Here is a 19,654-nt window from a genome sequence, read left to right on the forward strand (position 1 = left end):
GGGGCATTTATGAAAGTTTTAGTATTAAACTGTGGTAGTTCGTCAGTAAAATTTGATTTATTTGATTGGAAATTACAAAAAAATCTTGCTAAAGGCTTAATTGAGCGTGTGGGTACAATTAATGCAACTGTACACTACAATAGGTCAGGCCATCAGACAATTGTTTATCAAAAAGAATTAAAAGATCATACAAAAGCTGTAAATGAAGTATTCACTTTACTTATTGGCAAAGACGGTGTTTTGAGTGATTTAAATGAAATATATGCTATAGGCCACAGGGTAGTTCATGGTGGAGAAAAATTCAAAAAAAGCACACTTATAGATAATAAAGTTATTTCAACAATTCAAAAACTATCTAGTCTTGCGCCATTGCACAATCCTCCAAATTTAGCTGGTATTCTAGCAACAAAAGAATTATTACCCAATATACCACAAGTAGCAATTTTTGATACAGCATTTCACTCTACCATACCAGATTTTGCTTATATATATGCTTTACCTTTCGAGTGGTATGAAAAGTATGGTATAAGACGATATGGTTTTCATGGTTCAAGCCATTTATATGTTTCGCGTAGAGCTGCGGTAATGCTTGATAAACATATAAAGGATACCAATTTAATTACATTGCATATAGGAAACGGAGTTTCATTTTGCGCAATAAAATCTGGGGCAAGCATTGATACTTCAATGGGTTTTACGCCTTTGCAGGGCGCTGTAATGGGTACACGCTGTGGCGATATTGATCCTGCTATACCATTGTATATGCAAGAAAAGTTAAAATTAAGCCCAACTCAAATGATGGATATTTTAAACAAAAAATCAGGTTTGCTTGGTATAACAGGAAAATATTATGATAGAAGGGATATTATAAACAATGCCAAAATAGATATTAATAGTATAGATGAGCTCGATACAGAAAATTTAATTGGTGATATAGAACAAGAGCATCTATCTATTTTTAAAAAAGCTGAAGAAGGCGATCCGCGTTGTATGTTAGCTTTGCAAATTGAAGCATATGAGATTAGAAAATATTTAGGTTCTTACTTTTTTGCCTTAAATGGTTATTTGGATGCTATTGTTTTTACTGCAGGTGTTGGCGAAAATTCGCCTCTTTTAAGGTATATGGTGTTAAGAAAATTAGAAAATTTAGGTATTATTTTAGATAAAGACAAAAACCTCAAAGCAGACTCAAGTACAGGTGAGATTGCTATAACAAAAGATTATTCTAAAGTAAAGGTTTTTGTTATTCCAACAGATGAAGAGCGAGTATTTATTGAAGATACAATTGCAGTTTTAAGTGGAAATTATAAAAGTCATATAAGCTATGAATATTCTTTTCAAAAGAAAAACTATAAACCACTTAAATAAATTTAAAAATATTTATAAATTGTGTTTAATTTGCAAAAATATTTTAAGAGTTAATTTTGTTTGACTTTTACTTTATAAATAATTATAATTAGACAGATTTTAAAAAAGGTGTAGAATGAATACGTATAAAGTTCTGGCTATGCTTATATATAAAGACGAAAAGAAAGTAGTTACTACAAACATTGTAAAAGCAGAAAATAAAAGCGAAGCCAAAAAGAAAATGATAGAACGCTACAAAAGATCTCCAAATGTGTCTGAAATCTTAATAAATGAAGAAACTGATGTTATAAAATTACTATAAATGGGGGTATTATGCCTAGAAACGTTGCATATATAGTTGCAGACGATGAAAGCGAAAAACTCGTACAAAAAGCTACAATTGACAGTTTTGCAAAACAAAATGGCTTTGATGATGTAGAATACTTTTATGAAAGTCAAAAAAGTTATGTAAGCTGGAAAAATCGAGATTTGGGTAAGGTCCTTTTGCCTTCTTTAAATGAAGGTGATAATTTTTTTGTTACAGATGGTGCTAAACTGGGTAACTCCACACCTGAAACAGATGTAGTTTTGATGTATTTTGCAGATAAACAAATAAATGTTTACTTTACAAAGATCAGAATGAAAATTTTATAAAGATTTGTTGCCTGATTCAAGCGCGTTTTGTATGCAAAAAACCAAATCATGTAAATTAGTTTTGTATCTAGCTGATATATATACTTCTTTATCAGTGTTTTTTGGTAATGTTTCAAGTAAATCTGATTTATTGTAAACTGTAATAACTGGTTTATTGAAACACTCTAAATCTGATAGAATTTTTTCTGTTACTTTAATTTTTTCTTCGTAATCATTCTGACTTATATCAACAACATTTAATATTAAATCTGCAAATTTTATTTCTTCAAGCGTTGATTTGAAAGCTTCAATTAACTGGTGGGGTAAATTTTTAATAAAACCAACCGTATCAATCAATAGAACTATTTTGTTATTGGGCAAACGTAATTTTCTAGCTAAAGGATCCAGCGTTGCAAATAACTTATTTTCAACATAGGCATCTGCATTGGTAAGTGCATTAATTAAAGTTGATTTACCTGCATTTGTATATCCTATTATGGCAACTACAGGAATTTGATTTTTTTGTCTTCTTTTCCTGTATAGACTCCTATGTTGTTTTATTTCTTCAATTTGTTTTTCAATGTGTAAAATAGAGCGCTTGATATGCCTTATGTCTGTTTCCAGTTGTGTTTCGCCAGGACCCCTTGTGCCTATGCCACCACCCAATCTTGAAAGTGTAACGCCTATGCCTCTTAATCTTGTAAGTGAATATTTTAACTGGGCAAGCTTTACCTGAAGCATACCTTCTTTTGTTTTGGCATGTTTTGCAAATATGTCTAAGATTAGATTGGTTCTATCAATAACTTTTGTATTTAGTATATCTTCGATATTTTTTACCTGGCTACCAGATAGTTCGTTGTTAAATATGACAATATTAGCACCTTTTTGTTCAATTAGATTTTTTAGCTCTTCTATTTTGCCTTTTCCTAAATAGTAAGTTTTATCTATGTTTTTTCGTTTTTGTGTTAATACGCCAACAACTTCTGCGCCAGCTGTTTTGGCAAGTTCTTCTAATTCTTGCAATGACTTTTCATCTTTTTCGTTTAAAAATACGCTAACTAAAATGGCTTTTTCTTGAAGATCTTGCATTTTTTAGGTTTTTAATATGTCTTTGTTTACTAAAGTGCGCGGAATTTTTCCTTCTAAAAAATCAAGTATATTTTGCGCAGCCAGTATTGACATGTCAATCCTTGTTTTATATGTAGCGCTTCCAATATGTGGCAGGAGAACAACATTGTCTAATGTTTTTAATTTTTCTTCAATTATTGGTTCTTTTTCATACACATCCAGACCTGCTGCATATATTTGCCTGTTTTCTAAACTTTCTGCAAGTGCCTTTTCGTCAATTACAGCTCCTCTTGATGTATTAATTAAAATTGCAGTTTTTTTCATAAGGCTGAGTTCTTTTTTTCCAATCAAATGGTATGTTTGAGGAGTTAGAGGTGTATGAATGCTTACAAAGTCAGATTCTTTAAGAAGAGTTTCAAGATCAACAAATTTTGCATTAGTTTGAGCTTCGAAATCAATTTTTTTAGAATTTGCAGTATACAGTATATTCATATCAAAACCTTTTGACATTTTTGCAAATGCCTGACCAATTCTGCCAGCTCCAATTATACCAAGCGTTTTATGGCTTATATCAAGGCCTAAAAATAAGTACAAATCCCAGCCTTTATAGTTACCTTCTCTTGTAAATTTATCAGCTTGAGGTACACCACGCGCACAGGCAAATAATAAAGCCCATGCTAATTCTGCTGTTGCTTGGGTTAAAACATCCGGTGTATTTGTAACAAAAATTTTGCGTTTTGTTGCTTCATTTAAATCAATATTATCAAAGCCAACCGCATAGTTTGCAATAATTTTTAAATTTTTGGCTGCTTCAAAAAAATCTATATCAACTTTATCTGTTAATTGTGTTATGCAGGCATCTTTGTTTTTAATTTTCTCGAGTAATTCCTGTTTACTTAAAGATCTGCCTAAATTGTTTACTTCTATATCGCATTTATCTTTTAAGAGCTCTAATCCTTCTTTTGGTATATTTCTTGTTACATAAACTTTAAACATTTTATTTTCTCCCTTTTTACATAATTATATCACAAAAATTTTAAAATTGTATACTAAATTAAATTTTGTTATTATTTAGGCAGGTTTTAATGAATGTTTAATTTTAGCGTAGAAAATATTATTGTAGAAACCGTTGTGTATATACTTGTTAGTTTAATTGTAAAAATTTTATTGAATGATGAGGATTTAACAAGTATAAGGCGTATTTTATTGATAGGCTATTTAGTTTTTGCCAGTTTATTTGTTTCTTTAATCGTTTTTGCTATTGTAAGCGTAAGCGTTGTATTAATTGCAATTGGTATTAGAAAGGTATTTGAATATTAAAGACTCAAGGCTGCATTGTAAGCATCGCTTATGGCACTCAAAGCATCACCTGGATTTTTACAGTCTCCAATATTTATCGTATCGATACAAAAATCAATCTTGTCTATTAGTTCTTTATTGGGTTTTCTACCTAATGCAAGTACTATATAGTCAAATGTATAACGTTTTATTCCATTTTGTGTTTGAAAATATGCTATATTGCTTTCAACATTTACGAGTTTATGATTTAAATATATTTTGATATTTGGGTCTAAAGATTCCAGTATTGGCAATTTTACAACATCTGCTGTAGTTTTAAGTAAAGCATCATCCATTTCAAAAACACTTATACTTAAACCTTTATTTGAAAGAAAATTAGCTGTTTCAAGACCAATGAGCCCACCTCCAATAATGCCTATGTTGCTAACTTCAAAAGGCAAGCCAAACTCTAAAATTTCATCTGCACTATATACAAACTCATTATTCTTACAAAATTCGGGTATAATTGGGCTTGAGCCTGTAGCAAATGCTAAAATATCACATTTCTCGCTTTTTATAAGATCAATATCCACATCTATTCCAGTAAAGACAGGAATTTTTAAGTTTTCAACCTCAGATTCAAAATAATTGATCAATTTTTTAAATTCTTGTTTATGAGGTGGTTTGTATGCTAAATTAAGTTGACCGCCAATTTTAGGTTGCCTTTCAAATATGGTGCAATTTAAGCCCTTTTTGTGAGCAAAAATAGAAAATGCCAGACCAGCACAACCTGCACCTATTACCATAACTTTTCGTTTGTACATAAATGGCTGATCAAAAACTTTTGCTTTATAAGGATCTGGGTTTACCAAACAAGACATTTGTTTTTGTGCTTGAATATTAGCGATACAGCCTTGATTACAGCTAAGGCATGGTATAACTATTTTAAATTGTTCATTTTCCCACTTATTAATAATTTGTGGATCAGCTATTAAAGGCCTTGCTAGTCCTATAAAATCTGCTTTATATTGTTCAATGGCAAGATTTGCTATATCAAATTCTCCAAGCCTATTTGCAGCAATTACAGTGGTATTTGTGCTTAATTTTATTTTATGTGCAAAATCAAGCAAAAAACCTTTTGGGTAACTTCCAGGCGATACATGTATAAATGTTTTAGCTCCAATTCCTGCCGAAACACTAATTAAATCAACGCCAATTTCTTTAAGTTTTTTTGCAAATATAATTGATTCGTCTAATTCAATGCCATTTTCTACATAATCAACTGCATTAATACGAACACTTAAAATTTCATTTTTGAGAATTTGTCTAATAGTATCAATAATTTCTAGTGGTAATTTCATCCGATTTTGCAAGCCTGGACCATATAAATCGTTTCTTTTATTAAAGTAACTGCTTAAAAATTGACCAAGTAACCATCCATGCGCACAATGTATTTCAATTATATCAAAATTAGATTCTTTTGCGCGACTAGCTGCTTTGATAAAACTGTCTTTTATGTCATCTATTTCCGAAAGTGTTAAATCATTTACGGTTTTTGATTTTACATTCATGGCAAGCTGAATGCCAGCCAGAGAATCATTTTCGTGAATTACCTTACTAATTTTTGATAATCCAGGAATTTTATCATCGCTATCTATGCCTAATTGTTTGATAAAAGATTTGCCAAGTATGTGTGTGTATGTTGCTTCTATAATAATAGCGCCTAAATTTTTTCTTAGGGCGTAGTAGTCAATATTTTGTTGAGCTACACTACCATCCTCGTTTGCGTAGTTTGTTACTGTAGGCAACATTACAATCCTATTTTTAAATGTTTTGTTGTTTATTGAATAAGGAGAAAATAATGCTTTATTTTTCATCTAAGTTTTTTAAAAAATCAAAAAAATATTGATCAAATAAATCTTCATTTTCAAAATAGAATGGATGAGATAAACCTCTAAATGTATGCAATCTGGCATTTGGCATTATTTCTTTTAGTTTGTTTCCAATTTTTGGATCAACCTTATTATCATTTGCTCCCCAAAGCAGCAATGTAGGTACATTTAAATTTTTAAACTGTTCAATCTCGTTTTCAATCCAGGCAGGGGCTGCAGCAATTATAGCCCTGACCTTTTCAGGATGCAATAGAGCGTATTTTAATGCAAAACCCCCACTCATTGAAGCGCCAAATAATACAAAGTTATCTAATTTTTTATAATCTACGAATGCTTCAATAAAATTTACCGGCTCAATGTTGTTTGGTTGAGATTTTCCAAAACCAGGAAAATCAAACGCATAGATACGGTATTTTAAGTTGTACAATCCGATTAACGTATCATTTAGCTTAAGAAAATCGCTTGCAGTGTAGCTTTTGCCGTGCATGAAAATTATATCTTTTTCGCCAACAGGCTGTTTTATGTAAAAAACTTTTTTACCTGCAATTTCTTCTTCTTTTTCAACAAAATACATAGTTGCTCCTTTTAATCAAAAAACTATGGCTTTTACAAGTTCTATATCTTCAATCTTTTTAAGCAAATTAATTGCTTCTTGTGAAGGTTGTGTGTCAAGCTCAATAAAAGACATAGCAAGACCACTTTTTTGTCTTGATAGATGAAAACCCGCTATATTTATATTCAAATTACCCAAAATAGTTCCAATTTTTCCAATCGTACCAGGTTTATCTCTGTTTATAATATATAGGTATATGCCTTTTGGTGTGATATCAGTTCTAAATTCGTCTACAAGAACAATTTTTTGTGTTCCATCTTCAAATAATGTTGCACCGATAGATTTTGTTTGTTTATCTGTAGTAATTTTCATCAGAAGCAGATTATTATAGTTTTCGTAATTTTTTGCTTTTGCTTCAGAAACTATTATGTCAAGTTCTTTTGCTACATACGGTGCATTCATATAAGAAACATTATCGCTCATGCTAAATTCCAAAAAGCCCTTTAAGGCAGCAATTGTAAATGGCTGATAATTAAATGGTACATCGAATGCTTTTTCTACAACATCTTCTTCAAAACGTGCGCCAACCATAACTATATCGATTTGACTGGGTCTGCCTTCTGTTAGCTGGGCTGCTAAACTACCCATTTTTTCTGCCAAGTCAAAATATAATCTGTGTTCTTTAGACATTTTATCCTTAATAAATGGTATATTGATTGCATTTTGATAAGGTTTGCCAAGAAGTGCATTAACTATCTGCTGGGCTAAGATTAAAGAAACATTTATTTGAGATTCATTACTATTTGCTCCAATGTGTGGTGTAACAAAAACATTATCTAAATCAAGCAAAGGATTGTCTGTTGCTGGTTCTTTTTCAAATGTATCAATACCACAAGCTGCTACTTTGCCAGATTTTATACTGTCGTACAAGTCTTTTTCATTAATTATACCACCGCGTGCACAGTTAATTAAAATAACGCCATCTTTTGTTTTATCTATTTCTTTTTTTGTCATCATGTTTTTTGTTTCTTTTGTAAGAGGCGTATGAAAAGTTATTATATCTGATCTTTCAAGGATTTCGTCAAAATGTTCTACAAGCTCAACGCCTAAATCTAAAGCTTTTGTCTTTTTAATGTATGGATCATATGCAATAACTTTTGCTCCAAAAGCTTTTGCACGTTTTGCTACTTCGCTGCCAACATGTCCAAGCCCTACAATACCCAGTGTTTTGCCAGAAAGCTCAACACCCATAAATTTTTTTCTATCCCATTTGCGCTCATACTTTAAGCTATAGTGAGCAGTGGGAAGTTTTCTTAGAGCATTTAGCATCATACCCATGGTTAGTTCTGCTGCTGCTATAGTGTTTGCGCCTGGTGCATTGATAACAATTATACCTTTTTTGCTAGCTTCTGCTATATCTATACTATCTACTCCAACACCAGCTCTACCTATTACTTTTAATTTTCCAGGTCTTTCAAGTGTTTCTTTAGTAATGCGTGTGCCACTTCGAGTAATTATTGCATCATAATCGCCTATTATTTGTGCCAATTCCTGTGGCGTTAGATTAAATTTTTCTTCTACTTCAATATTATTTTTTCTTATGTAATCCAGACCTTCTTGGGCCACATGCTCTGTTACTAAAATTTTCATTTAGCTCTCCTTTTTTAAAGATAGAGGGGGAAAACCTCTCTACCACCCTAAAATTTTATTTACTGAATCTACTTGCTCTTTAACTTTTTCAACAGATAATTTAAGCAATGATTGCTCTTCTTCTGTGAGTTTAAATTGCAATATTTTTTCGACGCCATTTTTACCTATTACAACTGGTACACCTAAAAAATAACCGGAAATGCCAAACTCGCCTTCAAGGTAAGCTGCGCATGGCAGTACTCTTTTTTCATCAAAAATAATTGCTTTTGCCATCTCAACAGCTGCAGCAGCCGGTGTATAGTAAGCTGAACCTGTTTTTAGATGTGCAACGATTTCTGCACCGCCATTTTGAGTTCTTTTTACAATAGCATCAATTTCATCCTTTGGTAAAAGTTCGGTTATCGGAATGCCGCACACATTTGCAAGTCTTACCAAAGGCAACATATAATCACCATGTATCCCCATAACAATAGCATTTACATCCTTTGGAGAAACACCTATGGCGTCAGCTAAAAACGATCTATACCTTGCTGAATCCAACACACCTGCCATACCAATTACTTTATTTTTGGGTAAGCCCGATACTTTGTATGAGGTATAAACCATAGCATCAATTGGGTTTGTAACTACAACTAAATATGCATCTTTTGAGTACTCTAATGCTTTTTCTGTTACTTCTTTTACTATTTTTACATTTGTAGCAAGCAGATCATCCCTTGACATCCCCGGTTTTCTTGCAATACCAGATGTAATTATAATAACATCAGAATCAGCAGTATCTTTGTAATCGTTTGTGCCAATGATGCTGCAAGAAATACCAGTAATAGGCCTAAACTGAGACTGATCAAGTGCTTTACCTTGAGGAATACCCTCTAAAACGTCAAGTAGTACTACATCACCAAGACCTTCAATTGCTGCCCAATGCGCTGCTGTTGCGCCTACATTACCTGCTCCAATAACAGTTACTTTACTGCGTCTCATAAAATCCTCCTGTCTAATTTTTACACTTGTAATATAATTAATTTTTATATATAATGCAAATTAGAACTTTTAAACAAGGTATTAGGAGAACTTATGAATGTGGCTGATTTGTCACTCCACCATGTGGTAGTGTTTAATAGTGTAGCAAAAACGCTTAACATGAGCAAAAGCGCAAAAGAGCTTTTAGTTACTCAGTCAGCAATTAGTCAAACCATCAAAGATTTGGAAACAAAATTTTCTGTTAAGTTATTTTTGAGAAAAAATAGACGGCTATATTTAACGGAAGAAGGTAAAGAATTTTATTACTATACAAAAAAAATTTTTGACATTTTAGAAGAAGCAAAGTTGTGTTTGGAAAACTTTAATACTTTAAAAAAAGGACGTGTTTCCATTGGCGCAAGCATGACAATTGGTAACTACTTATTGCCAGAGCTTATTGTAAAATTTAAACAAACTTATCCAGATATAGACTTGAGTTTATTTATTGCAAATAGTTCAGAAGTAATCGAAAAACTTCGCACCTCAGAAATTGATCTTGCCTTAATTGAAGGCTTACCTTATACAAATGATAAATCAATAAAGATAATACGTTTTGCCAAAGATAAGTTAACGTTTATTTGTTCTCCTCAACATAAATTTGCTTCACAACAAAAAGTAACGCTCAAAGAATTACAAAAAGAACAATTTATTATGCGTGAGCGTGGCTCTGGTACCAGACAGATTATAGAAGCAGAACTTGCAAAATTAGGCGCTCATGTAAAAGTAGCCTATGAATTCAATAATCCAGAAGCAATAAAAAATGCAGTGTCTTGCAATCTTGGTATATCGGCTTTGAGTGAGCTCATAATAAAAAATGAGATTCAAATGGGTATGTTAAAAGAAATTCCCATTACAAATATTAAAATATATAGGTGGTTTTACCTTATGAAAATAAATAGCTACAATAAAGCTCAAACTATATTCGAAAATTATCTGTTAGAAAATTTTAAAAATCAGTCAAAATGAGCTAAATCGCTTTCTTTAAGCAAACCGTCTTTTATTTCAGAAATTATTGCAGTTAGGCTTCTTCTGGCTTCTAGGTATTTTTGATCTTCAAAATAAGTTAAAGGGTATATAGTTTCTACAGGATAAGGCTTTAATTTTTCATCAACATTAACAAATGTAAATAAGCACGAATCAGTTAAATTACTGATTTTTTTCTCATAGCGCCCCATACGTGATATTGTTGTTTCTATGCATATAAAACTTTTGTGTGTATAGACTATATTGCTTTTAAATAATAATTTGTCACCAATTTTAACAGGATTTATAAAATTCATCCTGTTTACTGCTGCAATTATTGGCCTTTTTGTTGCAATAAGTTCTGCACACATGGTGGAAAGCTCATAGGATCTTCTTGCTAGATAACCCCCAAATATTGTTTGGTTTGGGTTTTTGTAGGCAGGAAATGTTCGCTCCCATGAGGTAAGAAATAGCTTAGATGCTAAAAGTCCATTAAAGTTTGGATCTTCTTGGGGTTTGTGTAATTTTTCTAAAAGCCTGTATTCTTCCAAAGATGGAGGTTGGCTTTCTAAATTTTTTTGAGCCATATAGTGTTCTTTTCTTTCTATGGCTTTTTGATAACGTCTTTTTTCCATATCATCAATATAATTTAAAGGTGGAAGTGCAACGCTTACACGATTGTCCCTGGGACCTCTTCTTGCTACAAGCGTAAAATAACAAGTTGCAATATGAGTTTGAGGGTTTGGCTGTTCGATTCTTATGCCTACTTCCATTGATGTTTTACCTACGTAGTTTATACGAGACTTAAATATCAAATCTCTTGTAATATCCGCTGGATTTCGCACTATTATTGTATCAATTGCCGCAGTAACTACAACGGCATCTTTATAGAATTGGTTTACATACATTCTTGCAGTATCAGCAGCTAAAGTGTCCATAATCTCAAGCAAAAGCCCAAATCTAATATTTGCAGGCAATTCTTCGTCTAATACCATAAAATTGTTTCTTAATGTCTCACTTGTGCTTAGCGGTATAATTTTTTCTAATGATAGTTCGTTTGGTCTGGTTAGCAGACTCATTAAATTCCCCTTTTAAATTTAAAAATCATTTTAACTTTAAAACCCTCTTTTTGAGAAATAAACACTTTTACCTTTTTGTCAATACGAAATTGCATTAAATTACATTTTGGTTTTTTAAGTGCTTTATATAAGATTTATTGTAATGAAGTAATTTTTTAAGCACGTTTATTGTATCCTGACCAAGAAGCGGTGGACTTTTTGGCTCTGTAATGGTTGAATTTGATAGTTTTATAGGTGTGCCAACAATTTTTAACAAACCAAATGGATGATTTATTATTTTAACCATATCCCTTGCAAGCAACTGTTTATCTTCAAATACTTCTTTAAGATTGTTTATATGACCTGCCGGTAAGTTGTGAGATTGAAATAAGTCAACCCAATATTGAGCATTTTGAGTTTTGAATACCTCCTGTAAAATTTTTACCAATTCTTTTCTATTTCTTACTCTATTTTCATTTTTTTTGAATTTATCTTGTTTTAGAGCATCTGTGTTTAACAAGCTAGCTAGCTTTTGAAATTGTTCATCATTACCTACAGCTAAATTAAAGTATTTGTCTTTAGCTTTGAATGTTTGGTATGGAACAATATTGGGGTGCGCATTTCCATAGCGCTTTGGTATTTTAGAGCTTACCAGATAATTTGATGCAACATTTGCAAGACTGGATACTGCGCAATCATACAGTGCAAGGTCTATGTACTCTGATTGTTTGATTTTTTGTCTTTTGTATAGACTAGCAAGTATTGCTATTGTTGCGTATAATCCAGATACAATATCTAAAATAGCAACACCTACTTTCATTGGAGGGCCTTTTGGTGAGCCTGTTATGCTCATTAAGCCGCTTTCGCCTTGCATTATAAAGTCATATCCTGGGAGATTACTTTTTGGTCCATTTTGACCATAGCCTGTTAATGAACAGTATACAATTGTTGGATTTATCTTTTGTATTTTTTTATAATCAAGCGAATATTTTTTTAGTTCACCCACTTTGTAATTTTCAACAAATACATCGCAAATACTAGCTAAATCGTATATGATTTTTTGGCCTTCTTTTTTGCTTATATCAACAGTAATACTTTTCTTATTACGATTTGTACAAAGAAAATAAGCGCTTTCTGTTTTCAAAAAAGGAGGCCCCCAATGGCGTGTTTCATCTCCTATTTTTGGCCTTTCAACTTTTATTACCTGTGCCCCTAGATCTGATAGGATCATTGTGGCAAAGGGTAATGCTAATACACGCGATAAATCAAGTACCTTTATGCCTTCAAGAGGCAGTTTTTTGCTCATTTTTTTCTAAAAGCCTCAATGCCTGTTATATCTCTTCCAATTATAAGCGTATGCATATCGTCTGTGCCTTCATAAGTATATACTGATTCAATATTTGCCATATGCCTTATTGGTGAGTAATCCAGGCTTATACCATTTGCGCCAAGGATTTCTCTTGCTGTTTGAGCGCAAAACCTGGCTGTTCTTACATTGTTTCTTTTTGCAAGTGAAATTTGAGCTGGAGTAGCTTTATTTTCATTTAGCAACTGAGAAAGCCTTAAGCTCACAAGTTGAGCTTTTGTAATTTCTGTAATCATATTGGCAAGTTTTTCCTGGACTAGCTGGTATGATGCAATGGGCTCGCCAAATTGTTTTCGATCAAGCGAGTAGGTAAGGGCAGTTTCAAAACAATCCATGCTAGCACCAATTGCTCCCCAGGAGATACCATATCTTGCCATATTAAGGCAAGAAAATGGACCCTTTAGTCCTTCAATATTGGGCAATCTATTCTCCAAAGGTATTGCGCAATCAGTAAAAGCTAGCTCGCCAACACCGCCTGCTCTCATAGAACCAAGCTCTTCTAAGTCTTTTTGGTAAAAGCCAGGTGTTCCTTTTTCTACAATAAAACCCTTTACTTTGCCATCGTCAGCATCTTTTGCCCACACTATTGCTACATCTGCAATCTCTGCTTCTGTTATCCACATTTTTGAACCATTTAACACCCATTTGTCTTTGATTTTTTTTGCAGTAGTTTTCATGCTTGATGGGTCTGAGCCTGCATCTGGCTCAGTTAAGCCATAGCAACCTATTTTTTCTCCACTTGCAAGCTTGGGTAGAAATTTCATTTTTTGATCTTCACTGCCATAGCGCCATATAGGATACATAACTAGACCTGTGTTTACCGCTACAAAACTTCTTAGAGCGCTATCTATACGTTCTACTTCCTGACACACAATACCATATGTTGTATAGGTTGCACCAGGACAATTGTATTTTTCTTCTATAAAGCTACCAAGTATACCAAGTTCACCAAATTGTTTTGCAATGGTTCTAAAATCAAGTTTTTCTTGCTTGTGCCACGCTTGTTTAATAAGCGGTTTTATATTGTCTTCTAAAAATTTTCTTAGACTATCCCTGAGCAATTTATCTTCATCAGCTAGTAAATCATCAATTTTGTAGTAGTCTACAAACATAATACCTCCATTTATGCTAAATACTTTTCACCTATGCGTTCTTTAAATTCTTCCATTGTACAATCGCATATAAGGTTTCCATGTTCGAGCAAATAAACTTTTTCAGAGTGCCTTAGGGCAAAGTGAAGGTTTTGTTCACCAAGCAGAATTGTCAGATTCATTTGAGTATGCATGTAATCAAGTACTTTAGATATATCTTCAAGGACTATTGGTGCAAGACCAAGAGTGGGTTCATCCAGTACTATCATTTTTGGTTTTTGAACAAGAGCCCTTGCTATTGTAAGCATCTGCTGTTCTCCGCCAGAAAGTGTAGAGGCAAGTTGTTTTTTTCTTTCTGCTAATCTTGGAAATATTGAATATACTTCTTCTATTCTTTTTTTTGCTTCGTTTTTTTCTACTTTTTGCAAAGCAAGGTTTAAGTTTTCTTCTGTACTCATAAATTTAAACAATTCTCTGGTTTCTGGTACAAATGATATGCCTAAATTTACAATTTCTGCTGTTTTTAGATGCTTTATAGATTTTCCTTGCCATTTTATATCGCCTTCGTAATTTACAAATGAAAATATTGCTTTAAAAAGGCTAGTTTTTCCAGCGCCATTTAAACCTACAACAGATACAAATTGACCTTCTTTTACTATTAAGTCAACATTTCTTAAAGCCTGAGCTTTATTGTAGGATAAAGAAGTGATATTGACTTCCAATAGAATTTTTGCGTTAAGGTCAGTTTGTTTTTGATTTGAGTTTTCAATTTTAGTTTGTTCGCCCAGAAATACTCTTTTCACTTCTTTGTTGGATATTACTTCTTCTGGTGTGCCTGTTGATATTATTTTTCCAGCGTGAATTGCTATAATTTTATCAACCAAGTCTTTAACTGCTTTTACATTATGATCAACTATTATAATAGAAAAATTTTCTTTTGTTAATGATCTAATTAGTTTAGAAAACTCTTCTACTTCTAAATGACTCAAACCTGCAAAAGGCTCATCTAAAAGCAGGAGTTTTGGGTTTAAAGCAATGGCTTTTGCAAGCTCCATCCTGCGTATAATCCCAAAGGCTAATTCTGATGGGCGTTTGTTATAGACCAATTCTAAGCCAAGTTTTTTTGCTATTTGTATAGCCTGTTCTTTTATGCCTTTTTTATAGAAAAACTGAAATTTATCTTCCAGTAAAGATAACTCAATATTTTCTAACACTGTTTGTCTACTAAGTGGTCTTGAATGTTGAAACATTACTGCAATACCTTTTTTTATTCTTTTGTGTATGCTTAAATGTTGAATTTCTTCTCCATTGAATTTTATTATACCATTTGTAGGTTTGTAAAGGCCTATGAGTAAATGCATTATTGTAGATTTTCCAGCACCATTTGGACCTATTAAACCTACAATTTCATTTTTATTAATTTCAAAGCTTACATTGTCTGTGGCATGTATGCCGCCAAAATATTTGTCCAGATTTTTTACTTCCAGTAACGCCATTTAGTTTTTCCTCAAAAACAAGCTTATTATACCATCTGGCAAAAAAAGCAATACTATAAGTCCCATTATCGACACAACAACATAGCTAAGCTGACCCAACGGTTGCAACCACTCTCTTAAAAGTATTATAAAAAAAGCTCCCAAAATAGGTCCTATAATTGTTCTTCTTCCACCAATAATAGCAGAAATTATAATTTGCAATACAACAGCAATAGACACTACGAGACTCACTGAAGCTGTACCTAAATAAAACACAAGCAAAGCCCCTGATAAACCACTGAATAAAGCACTGATACCAAAAGCTAAAACTTTGTATTTTGTTATGTTAAAACCCAGACTTTCTGCTTCTATTGGATCCTGAGCAGATGCCTGTAGAATCAGACCAATAGGCGATCTTGCAATAACAAGCATAACCATTGCACTGAAAGCACAAAACAAAAGGGCCATATAATAATTTATTTTTGAGCTAACAGATATTATGCCGGGTACGGATAAGCCTATCTCTCCACCTGTATACTGGGCAAATATTGTGACAAATTGTTCTAATAACAAAACACTAACCAGTGTAATAAGTCCAAAATATGGTCCTTTAAGTCTTAAAGCTGGAGCAACTAGGATAAGTCCTGATAAAATGGCTGCTACAGCACCAAGTACAATACATAAAGCAAGTGGCATATGAGTGTTTATATTTAAAATAGCCGCAGTATATGCACCTATGCCTATTTGAAATGTAGATCCAAAATTTACTTCTCCCGAGTATCCAAATAATAAATCCCACGACATAACAAAAACTGCGAAATATAAAGCAATTGTAAAAACACCCACAACATAAGAAGAAAAAATGTAGGGTACAAATATCAAAAGAATAAAAATTACAATTCCTATAATAATAGACCTATCCTTTGGTATTAACATATCTAAAACCTACCAAACAAACCTTTTGGTTTAAACATAAGTATCAAAACTAAGATTACGTAAGCAGGTATTGATGTGTATGCAGGTGAAATCAAATAAGCAGTCATAGTTTGTATATAGCCGATAAGAAATGCTGCCAGAATAGAACCTGTTATGTTACCCAAACCTCCAAGCACCACAACAGAAAAAGCAAGTCCAGTCAGGCTTGGAACGCTTTGGGCACTTGCACCCAAAAAAGAAGCAAGCAATGCCCCAGAAAGACCGGTTAATACGCCGTATACACCCCACAAAAGTATATAAACCTTTTTAATATCAATACCGCTTATTGCCAAACCGTCATGGCTCATTGATGCTGCAAGCAAAACTTTGCCTGTTTTTGTTTTGTTTATAAAAGTCCACAAAATAATCAGAATTAAAATAGAAGCAAATGAAAGCAGAATTTCATTGTATGTTATATTCATTTTAAACAAGTGTAAAACACCTTTTACAAAAGGAGGCACAACAACAGGATTTGAGCTGAAAAAATAATCCAGTAATTCTTCTATAATCATAGACCATAAAAGCGTAGCTGTAAGTATAAAAATTTCTTTTTCTGTAGTGGGTATTTTTTTAGATTTGTCTATGGGGTTTATAAGCAATACAAATAACAAGTATGAGACTGCTATTGAAGCTAAAACGCCAACAACCATACCAGCTAATAAAGGCAGATGAAAATGACTTATAAAAAACCAGGAAATGATTGCACTCAATACTAAAAAAGCACCGTGGGAGAGATTAAGTACTCCTGCTGTGCCAAAGATAAGAGAAAACCCTACTACTCCCACAGCGTAAATCGAACTAATAATAAAGCCATCAAATAAAATTTGCCAAAAAAGGTTCATTTTTTAACAAACGAAGGTATAATAACTTTAGCTGTTGCTGCATGAGGTGGCCAAACCGTTTCTAATTTGCCGTGTTGCCATTGCAACATAACGCCGGTTGCATATGAAGGGCCATATTTTATGCCATGTGCATATGGACTTTCTTTTCCATAAAACTCTATATGTCCCATAACACCAATGTAATTTGTAGCTTCAAGTGCTTTAATAAGTGCATCAGTGTTTGTTGATTTAGCTCTTTTTATAGCCTGTGCCAGCACATATATAGCATCATATGTTGTATAGCCACCATAAGCGGGTGTTATGCCAAATACTTTCTCGTATTCTTTAACAAAAGGTATGGTTTTTGGTGTTATTGGAGCAGGAGATCCTTCTGCTTGACTAATTATGCCTTCTGTTGCTCCATTGCTTTTTTTCCAGAAGTCAGATGTACTTGCCTGTGCGTTTATTCCAACTATCAAAAAAGGATATTTTGCTTCATGCCATTGAACAGTTTGTTGAAGACCTGTATGTGCCCAACCGGTTACTAAAAGATCAGGATTTTTAGATTTTATATCGGTGAATATAGGTGTAAAATCAGTTGTATTTGGTGCAAATCTCATATGACCTACCACTTTGATACCAGTTTGTGGAAGACATTTTAGGTATTCTGCATCTAATGGTTCAGTCCATGCTGCATTTTCACTTGCAACAAAGGCAGTTTTGTAGCCATACTGTTTTACTAAATCATCGCGTATAAAATTGCACACGGTTTGCGCCATTTCGGTAGCATTGTACTTTAATTGAAATACATATTTGTACATATTGTAATTATTATGTACCACTTGGGTTATTTTTGGATCAGCTGCGCCTGTAGTTATATATATTGTATGCAGTCTTGCTGCCCAAGGCTCAAGTGCGAGTGCAACTTCACTTATCCAGCTACCAATAACTGCAACTACATGATGATCGTAAACAGCTCTTTGAAAAGCTTGAACAGCATCCGTTGCTCGCATGTGATCATCGTAAATAAATAACTTAATAGGCCTTCCATCAATGCCACCTTTTGCATTAATTTGGTCTGCTGCTAATTTTGCCCCATTGACAATAGAATCACCTACAAGTGTACCTTGTTCTGCTATAATGCCAATGTTAATAGGTTCAGCTGCAAATACTAGACGTGGTAAGAAAACAAATGCAAAAACCGCAACAATTAGAGCCATTTTTTTAAAGACACTCATTTTTTAAACCTCCTTTTACATATTTTTAATATATTTTAGCATTATAAGTTAAACATGTCAAGAAAAATTAATAAATTAATTTTCTATTGATTTTTTTAAAAAAAGATATATAATAACTAACTAATTATAAATATGGGAGGTTTTTATGAAATTTAAAAAATTTGTTGTGTTTTTGGTGTTTTTTGTTAGTTTATTTTTTAGTGGAGCAGCTTTTGCTAAAATTGGTATTATTAGCACACAACAGGCAAACTTTTTAATAAAAACTCAAAACAATGTCATTGTGATTGATACAAGAAGCAAACAAAATTATCTGCATGGCCATTTGCCTAAAGCAATAAATTTAACAGAAAACGAAATACTTGTATCGCAAGAAAATGAACTGGGCCTTATGCCATACAACAACCAGCTGGAAAAAATTTTTTCTGCATATGGGTTGAAAAGAAATGCAACATACATTGTATACTCTGGTGAAAATTACGATAACAGTGCAAGGTTTATAGCACAGGCTGCATGGATTATTAGCGCACTTTATTGGTCTGGAATTAAAGATATATACTATATGGATGGAGGTTTTGAAAAATGGAAAAGTGAAGGTTTGCCTGTTTTAATAGGAAACTATAGTTTGCCAAAATCCCATTTTACAATAGAATACAACCCTGGTAACATTTTAGCTCAAAAAAGTTTTTTACTCTGGGTAATAAATAATGAAAACACGATTCAAGTAGTTGATTCAAGATCAAGAAAAGAATACTTAGAAGGTCATATTAAAGGTGCTAAATGGTTATACGCGGGGGATTTTTTGGAAAAAATCAATAACTATTGGGTTATAAAGCCAAAAAACACAATCGAAAATTTATTTTTGAAAGAAGACATAGATATTAATAAGCCTATAATCTCTTACTGCCAGAGTGGTCATTTATCTAGTGTATTTTGGTTTATCGCAAATGCAATTTTCGATAAACAATCTGTTTGGAGTTTTTGTGGAACATTCAAGAATTTACAAAAGCAAAATAAAGTGCCTATAAACATTGGTCCTATATGTTGAAAGTCCCATAAGCTATTTATGGGACTTAAGCAACATAAGCGTCATTTTGATATTTATTATAATAAATTTTACTAATTGCCATAGCACGCATGTTCTTAAAAATTTTGTAAATTTAGTGGGTTTTGAAGCAAAAAATGCTTGTTGATATGGTTTTCTTTCTTCAATTGTTTTTTCTACCATT

The 19,654-nt window shown here is 32.7% G+C and carries 20 protein-coding genes; 6 read left to right on the forward strand and 14 right to left on the reverse strand.

Going from position 1 to position 19,654, the window contains the following annotated elements; all coding sequences use genetic code 11:
- The first annotated feature begins 9 nt into the window (after nucleotides 1-9).
- The 3 genes from BLQ93_RS05715 (at nucleotide 10) to BLQ93_RS05725 (ending at nucleotide 2,001) form a co-directional block, all read left to right on the forward strand.
- The gene (locus BLQ93_RS05715; protein ID WP_092128825.1) at nucleotides 10-1,368 is read left to right on the forward strand and encodes an acetate kinase; all 1,359 of its coding nucleotides are present in this window, start codon (nucleotides 10-12) and stop codon (nucleotides 1,366-1,368) included.
- Between the two features lie 115 nt (nucleotides 1,369-1,483).
- Nucleotides 1,484-1,669 (forward strand): hypothetical protein, encoded by a 186-nt coding sequence (locus BLQ93_RS05720; protein WP_025392810.1) that lies wholly within the window; start codon nucleotides 1,484-1,486, stop codon nucleotides 1,667-1,669.
- A gap of 11 nt (nucleotides 1,670-1,680) precedes the next feature.
- On the forward strand, nucleotides 1,681-2,001 hold the full coding sequence (locus BLQ93_RS05725) for a hypothetical protein (protein WP_092128828.1): 321 nt from the start codon (nucleotides 1,681-1,683) through the stop codon (nucleotides 1,999-2,001).
- Here the strand turns inward: BLQ93_RS05725 and hflX are convergent.
- Nucleotides 1,996-3,069, reverse strand: coding sequence for a GTPase HflX (gene hflX, locus BLQ93_RS05730; RefSeq protein ID WP_092128830.1), 1,074 nt, complete (start codon nucleotides 3,067-3,069; stop codon nucleotides 1,996-1,998). The genes BLQ93_RS05725 and hflX overlap by 6 nt on opposite strands.
- Before the next feature lie 3 nt (nucleotides 3,070-3,072).
- The gene (locus BLQ93_RS05735) at nucleotides 3,073-4,044 is read right to left on the reverse strand and encodes a 2-hydroxyacid dehydrogenase (RefSeq protein WP_092128832.1); all 972 of its coding nucleotides are present in this window, start codon (nucleotides 4,042-4,044) and stop codon (nucleotides 3,073-3,075) included.
- Between the two features lie 93 nt (nucleotides 4,045-4,137).
- Between BLQ93_RS05735 and BLQ93_RS05740 the strand changes: the two genes are divergently transcribed.
- Entirely contained in the window at nucleotides 4,138-4,368 is a 231-nt protein-coding gene (locus tag BLQ93_RS05740; RefSeq protein ID WP_092128834.1) for a hypothetical protein, read from the forward strand.
- On the opposite strand, the gene BLQ93_RS05745 is transcribed toward BLQ93_RS05740, so the two are convergent.
- Genes BLQ93_RS05745 through mdh form a run of 4 tightly spaced genes read right to left on the reverse strand, consistent with a single transcriptional unit; the run spans nucleotide 4,365 to nucleotide 9,402 of the window.
- Nucleotides 4,365-6,203 carry an oxidoreductase gene (locus tag BLQ93_RS05745; protein WP_092128836.1) on the reverse strand — a complete coding sequence of 613 codons (1,839 nt, stop codon included), beginning with the start codon at nucleotides 6,201-6,203 and terminating at the stop codon, nucleotides 4,365-4,367. The two genes, BLQ93_RS05740 and BLQ93_RS05745, sit on opposite strands and share 4 nt — an antisense overlap.
- A complete protein-coding gene (locus tag BLQ93_RS05750) occupies nucleotides 6,193-6,792 on the reverse strand; it encodes an alpha/beta fold hydrolase (RefSeq protein ID WP_092128838.1) in 600 nt (199 codons plus the stop codon). The genes BLQ93_RS05745 and BLQ93_RS05750 overlap by 11 nt, the downstream gene beginning before the upstream one ends.
- Before the next feature lie 15 nt (nucleotides 6,793-6,807).
- Nucleotides 6,808-8,421, reverse strand: coding sequence for a phosphoglycerate dehydrogenase (gene serA / locus BLQ93_RS05755; RefSeq protein WP_092128840.1), 1,614 nt, complete (start codon nucleotides 8,419-8,421; stop codon nucleotides 6,808-6,810).
- A gap of 39 nt (nucleotides 8,422-8,460) precedes the next feature.
- Entirely contained in the window at nucleotides 8,461-9,402 is a 942-nt protein-coding gene (gene mdh, locus BLQ93_RS05760) for a malate dehydrogenase (RefSeq protein ID WP_025392804.1), read from the reverse strand.
- Between the two features lie 93 nt (nucleotides 9,403-9,495).
- On the opposite strand from mdh, the gene BLQ93_RS05765 reads away from it, so the two are divergent.
- On the forward strand, nucleotides 9,496-10,407 hold the full coding sequence (locus BLQ93_RS05765) for a LysR family transcriptional regulator (RefSeq protein WP_092128842.1): 912 nt from the start codon (nucleotides 9,496-9,498) through the stop codon (nucleotides 10,405-10,407).
- Here BLQ93_RS05765 and BLQ93_RS05770 read toward each other — a convergent pair.
- The 7 genes from BLQ93_RS05770 to BLQ93_RS05800 form a co-directional block, all read right to left on the reverse strand.
- Complete coding sequence (locus BLQ93_RS05770) at nucleotides 10,395-11,483, reverse strand: acyl-CoA thioesterase (protein WP_092128844.1); 1,089 nt, start codon at nucleotides 11,481-11,483, stop codon at nucleotides 10,395-10,397. The genes BLQ93_RS05765 and BLQ93_RS05770 overlap by 13 nt on opposite strands.
- A 94-nt stretch (nucleotides 11,484-11,577) precedes the next feature.
- Nucleotides 11,578-12,768: a CaiB/BaiF CoA transferase family protein gene (locus BLQ93_RS05775; RefSeq protein WP_092128846.1), complete on the reverse strand. Its 1,191-nt coding sequence runs from the start codon at nucleotides 12,766-12,768 to the stop codon at nucleotides 11,578-11,580.
- Nucleotides 12,765-13,940 carry an acyl-CoA dehydrogenase family protein gene (locus BLQ93_RS05780; protein ID WP_173801017.1) on the reverse strand — a complete coding sequence of 392 codons (1,176 nt, stop codon included), beginning with the start codon at nucleotides 13,938-13,940 and terminating at the stop codon, nucleotides 12,765-12,767. The genes BLQ93_RS05775 and BLQ93_RS05780 overlap by 4 nt, the downstream gene beginning before the upstream one ends.
- Before the next feature lie 11 nt (nucleotides 13,941-13,951).
- Nucleotides 13,952-15,415, reverse strand: coding sequence for an ATP-binding cassette domain-containing protein (locus BLQ93_RS05785; protein ID WP_092128849.1), 1,464 nt, complete (start codon nucleotides 15,413-15,415; stop codon nucleotides 13,952-13,954).
- The gene (locus BLQ93_RS05790; RefSeq protein WP_092128850.1) at nucleotides 15,416-16,330 is read right to left on the reverse strand and encodes a branched-chain amino acid ABC transporter permease; all 915 of its coding nucleotides are present in this window, start codon (nucleotides 16,328-16,330) and stop codon (nucleotides 15,416-15,418) included.
- A 2-nt stretch (nucleotides 16,331-16,332) separates the two neighbouring features.
- Nucleotides 16,333-17,211, reverse strand: a complete 879-nt coding sequence (locus BLQ93_RS05795; protein WP_092128852.1) for a branched-chain amino acid ABC transporter permease — start codon at nucleotides 17,209-17,211, stop codon at nucleotides 16,333-16,335.
- Complete coding sequence (locus tag BLQ93_RS05800) at nucleotides 17,208-18,428, reverse strand: ABC transporter substrate-binding protein (protein WP_092128854.1); 1,221 nt, start codon at nucleotides 18,426-18,428, stop codon at nucleotides 17,208-17,210. Before BLQ93_RS05800 ends, BLQ93_RS05795 begins: the two co-directional genes overlap by 4 nt.
- A 145-nt stretch (nucleotides 18,429-18,573) precedes the next feature.
- Between BLQ93_RS05800 and BLQ93_RS05805 the strand changes: the two genes are divergently transcribed.
- Nucleotides 18,574-19,473 carry a sulfurtransferase gene (locus BLQ93_RS05805; protein ID WP_092128856.1) on the forward strand — a complete coding sequence of 300 codons (900 nt, stop codon included), beginning with the start codon at nucleotides 18,574-18,576 and terminating at the stop codon, nucleotides 19,471-19,473.
- Nucleotides 19,474-19,485: 12 nt separating this feature from the next.
- On the opposite strand, the gene BLQ93_RS09485 is transcribed toward BLQ93_RS05805, so the two are convergent.
- A complete protein-coding gene (locus tag BLQ93_RS09485; protein ID WP_169701770.1) occupies nucleotides 19,486-19,653 on the reverse strand; it encodes a hypothetical protein in 168 nt (55 codons plus the stop codon).
- Between the last annotated feature and the right edge of the window lies 1 nt (nucleotide 19,654).

Source organism: Desulfurella multipotens (genome assembly GCF_900101285.1).
GTDB classification, from domain to species: Bacteria; Campylobacterota_A; Desulfurellia; order Desulfurellales; family Desulfurellaceae; genus Desulfurella; species Desulfurella acetivorans.

Excerpts from the sequence above, each read along its gene's own strand:
- BLQ93_RS05805 (WP_092128856.1), top strand. The coding sequence starts at position 18,574 with ATGAAATTTAAAAAATTTGTTGTGTTTTTGGTGTTTTTTGTTAGTTTA.
- hflX (WP_092128830.1), bottom strand. The coding sequence starts at position 3,069 with ATGCAAGATCTTCAAGAAAAAGCCATTTTAGTTAGCGTATTTTTAAAC.
- BLQ93_RS05720 (WP_025392810.1), top strand. The coding sequence starts at position 1,484 with ATGAATACGTATAAAGTTCTGGCTATGCTTATATATAAAGACGAAAAG.
- mdh (WP_025392804.1), bottom strand. The coding sequence starts at position 9,402 with ATGAGACGCAGTAAAGTAACTGTTATTGGAGCAGGTAATGTAGGCGCA.
- BLQ93_RS05745 (WP_092128836.1), bottom strand. The coding sequence starts at position 6,203 with ATGAAAAATAAAGCATTATTTTCTCCTTATTCAATAAACAACAAAACA.
- BLQ93_RS05785 (WP_092128849.1), bottom strand. The coding sequence starts at position 15,415 with ATGGCGTTACTGGAAGTAAAAAATCTGGACAAATATTTTGGCGGCATA.
- BLQ93_RS05770 (WP_092128844.1), bottom strand. The coding sequence starts at position 11,483 with ATGAGTCTGCTAACCAGACCAAACGAACTATCATTAGAAAAAATTATA.
- serA (WP_092128840.1), bottom strand. The coding sequence starts at position 8,421 with ATGAAAATTTTAGTAACAGAGCATGTGGCCCAAGAAGGTCTGGATTAC.
- BLQ93_RS05740 (WP_092128834.1), top strand. The coding sequence starts at position 4,138 with ATGTTTAATTTTAGCGTAGAAAATATTATTGTAGAAACCGTTGTGTAT.
- BLQ93_RS05775 (WP_092128846.1), bottom strand. The coding sequence starts at position 12,768 with ATGAGCAAAAAACTGCCTCTTGAAGGCATAAAGGTACTTGATTTATCG.
- BLQ93_RS05800 (WP_092128854.1), bottom strand. The coding sequence starts at position 18,428 with ATGAGTGTCTTTAAAAAAATGGCTCTAATTGTTGCGGTTTTTGCATTT.
- BLQ93_RS05735 (WP_092128832.1), bottom strand. The coding sequence starts at position 4,044 with ATGTTTAAAGTTTATGTAACAAGAAATATACCAAAAGAAGGATTAGAG.
- BLQ93_RS05715 (WP_092128825.1), top strand. The coding sequence starts at position 10 with ATGAAAGTTTTAGTATTAAACTGTGGTAGTTCGTCAGTAAAATTTGAT.
- BLQ93_RS09485 (WP_169701770.1), bottom strand. The coding sequence starts at position 19,653 with ATGGTAGAAAAAACAATTGAAGAAAGAAAACCATATCAACAAGCATTT.
- BLQ93_RS05790 (WP_092128850.1), bottom strand. The coding sequence starts at position 16,330 with ATGTTAATACCAAAGGATAGGTCTATTATTATAGGAATTGTAATTTTT.
- BLQ93_RS05750 (WP_092128838.1), bottom strand. The coding sequence starts at position 6,792 with ATGTATTTTGTTGAAAAAGAAGAAGAAATTGCAGGTAAAAAAGTTTTT.
- BLQ93_RS05780 (WP_173801017.1), bottom strand. The coding sequence starts at position 13,940 with ATGTTTGTAGACTACTACAAAATTGATGATTTACTAGCTGATGAAGAT.
- BLQ93_RS05795 (WP_092128852.1), bottom strand. The coding sequence starts at position 17,211 with ATGAACCTTTTTTGGCAAATTTTATTTGATGGCTTTATTATTAGTTCG.
- BLQ93_RS05765 (WP_092128842.1), top strand. The coding sequence starts at position 9,496 with ATGAATGTGGCTGATTTGTCACTCCACCATGTGGTAGTGTTTAATAGT.
- BLQ93_RS05725 (WP_092128828.1), top strand. The coding sequence starts at position 1,681 with ATGCCTAGAAACGTTGCATATATAGTTGCAGACGATGAAAGCGAAAAA.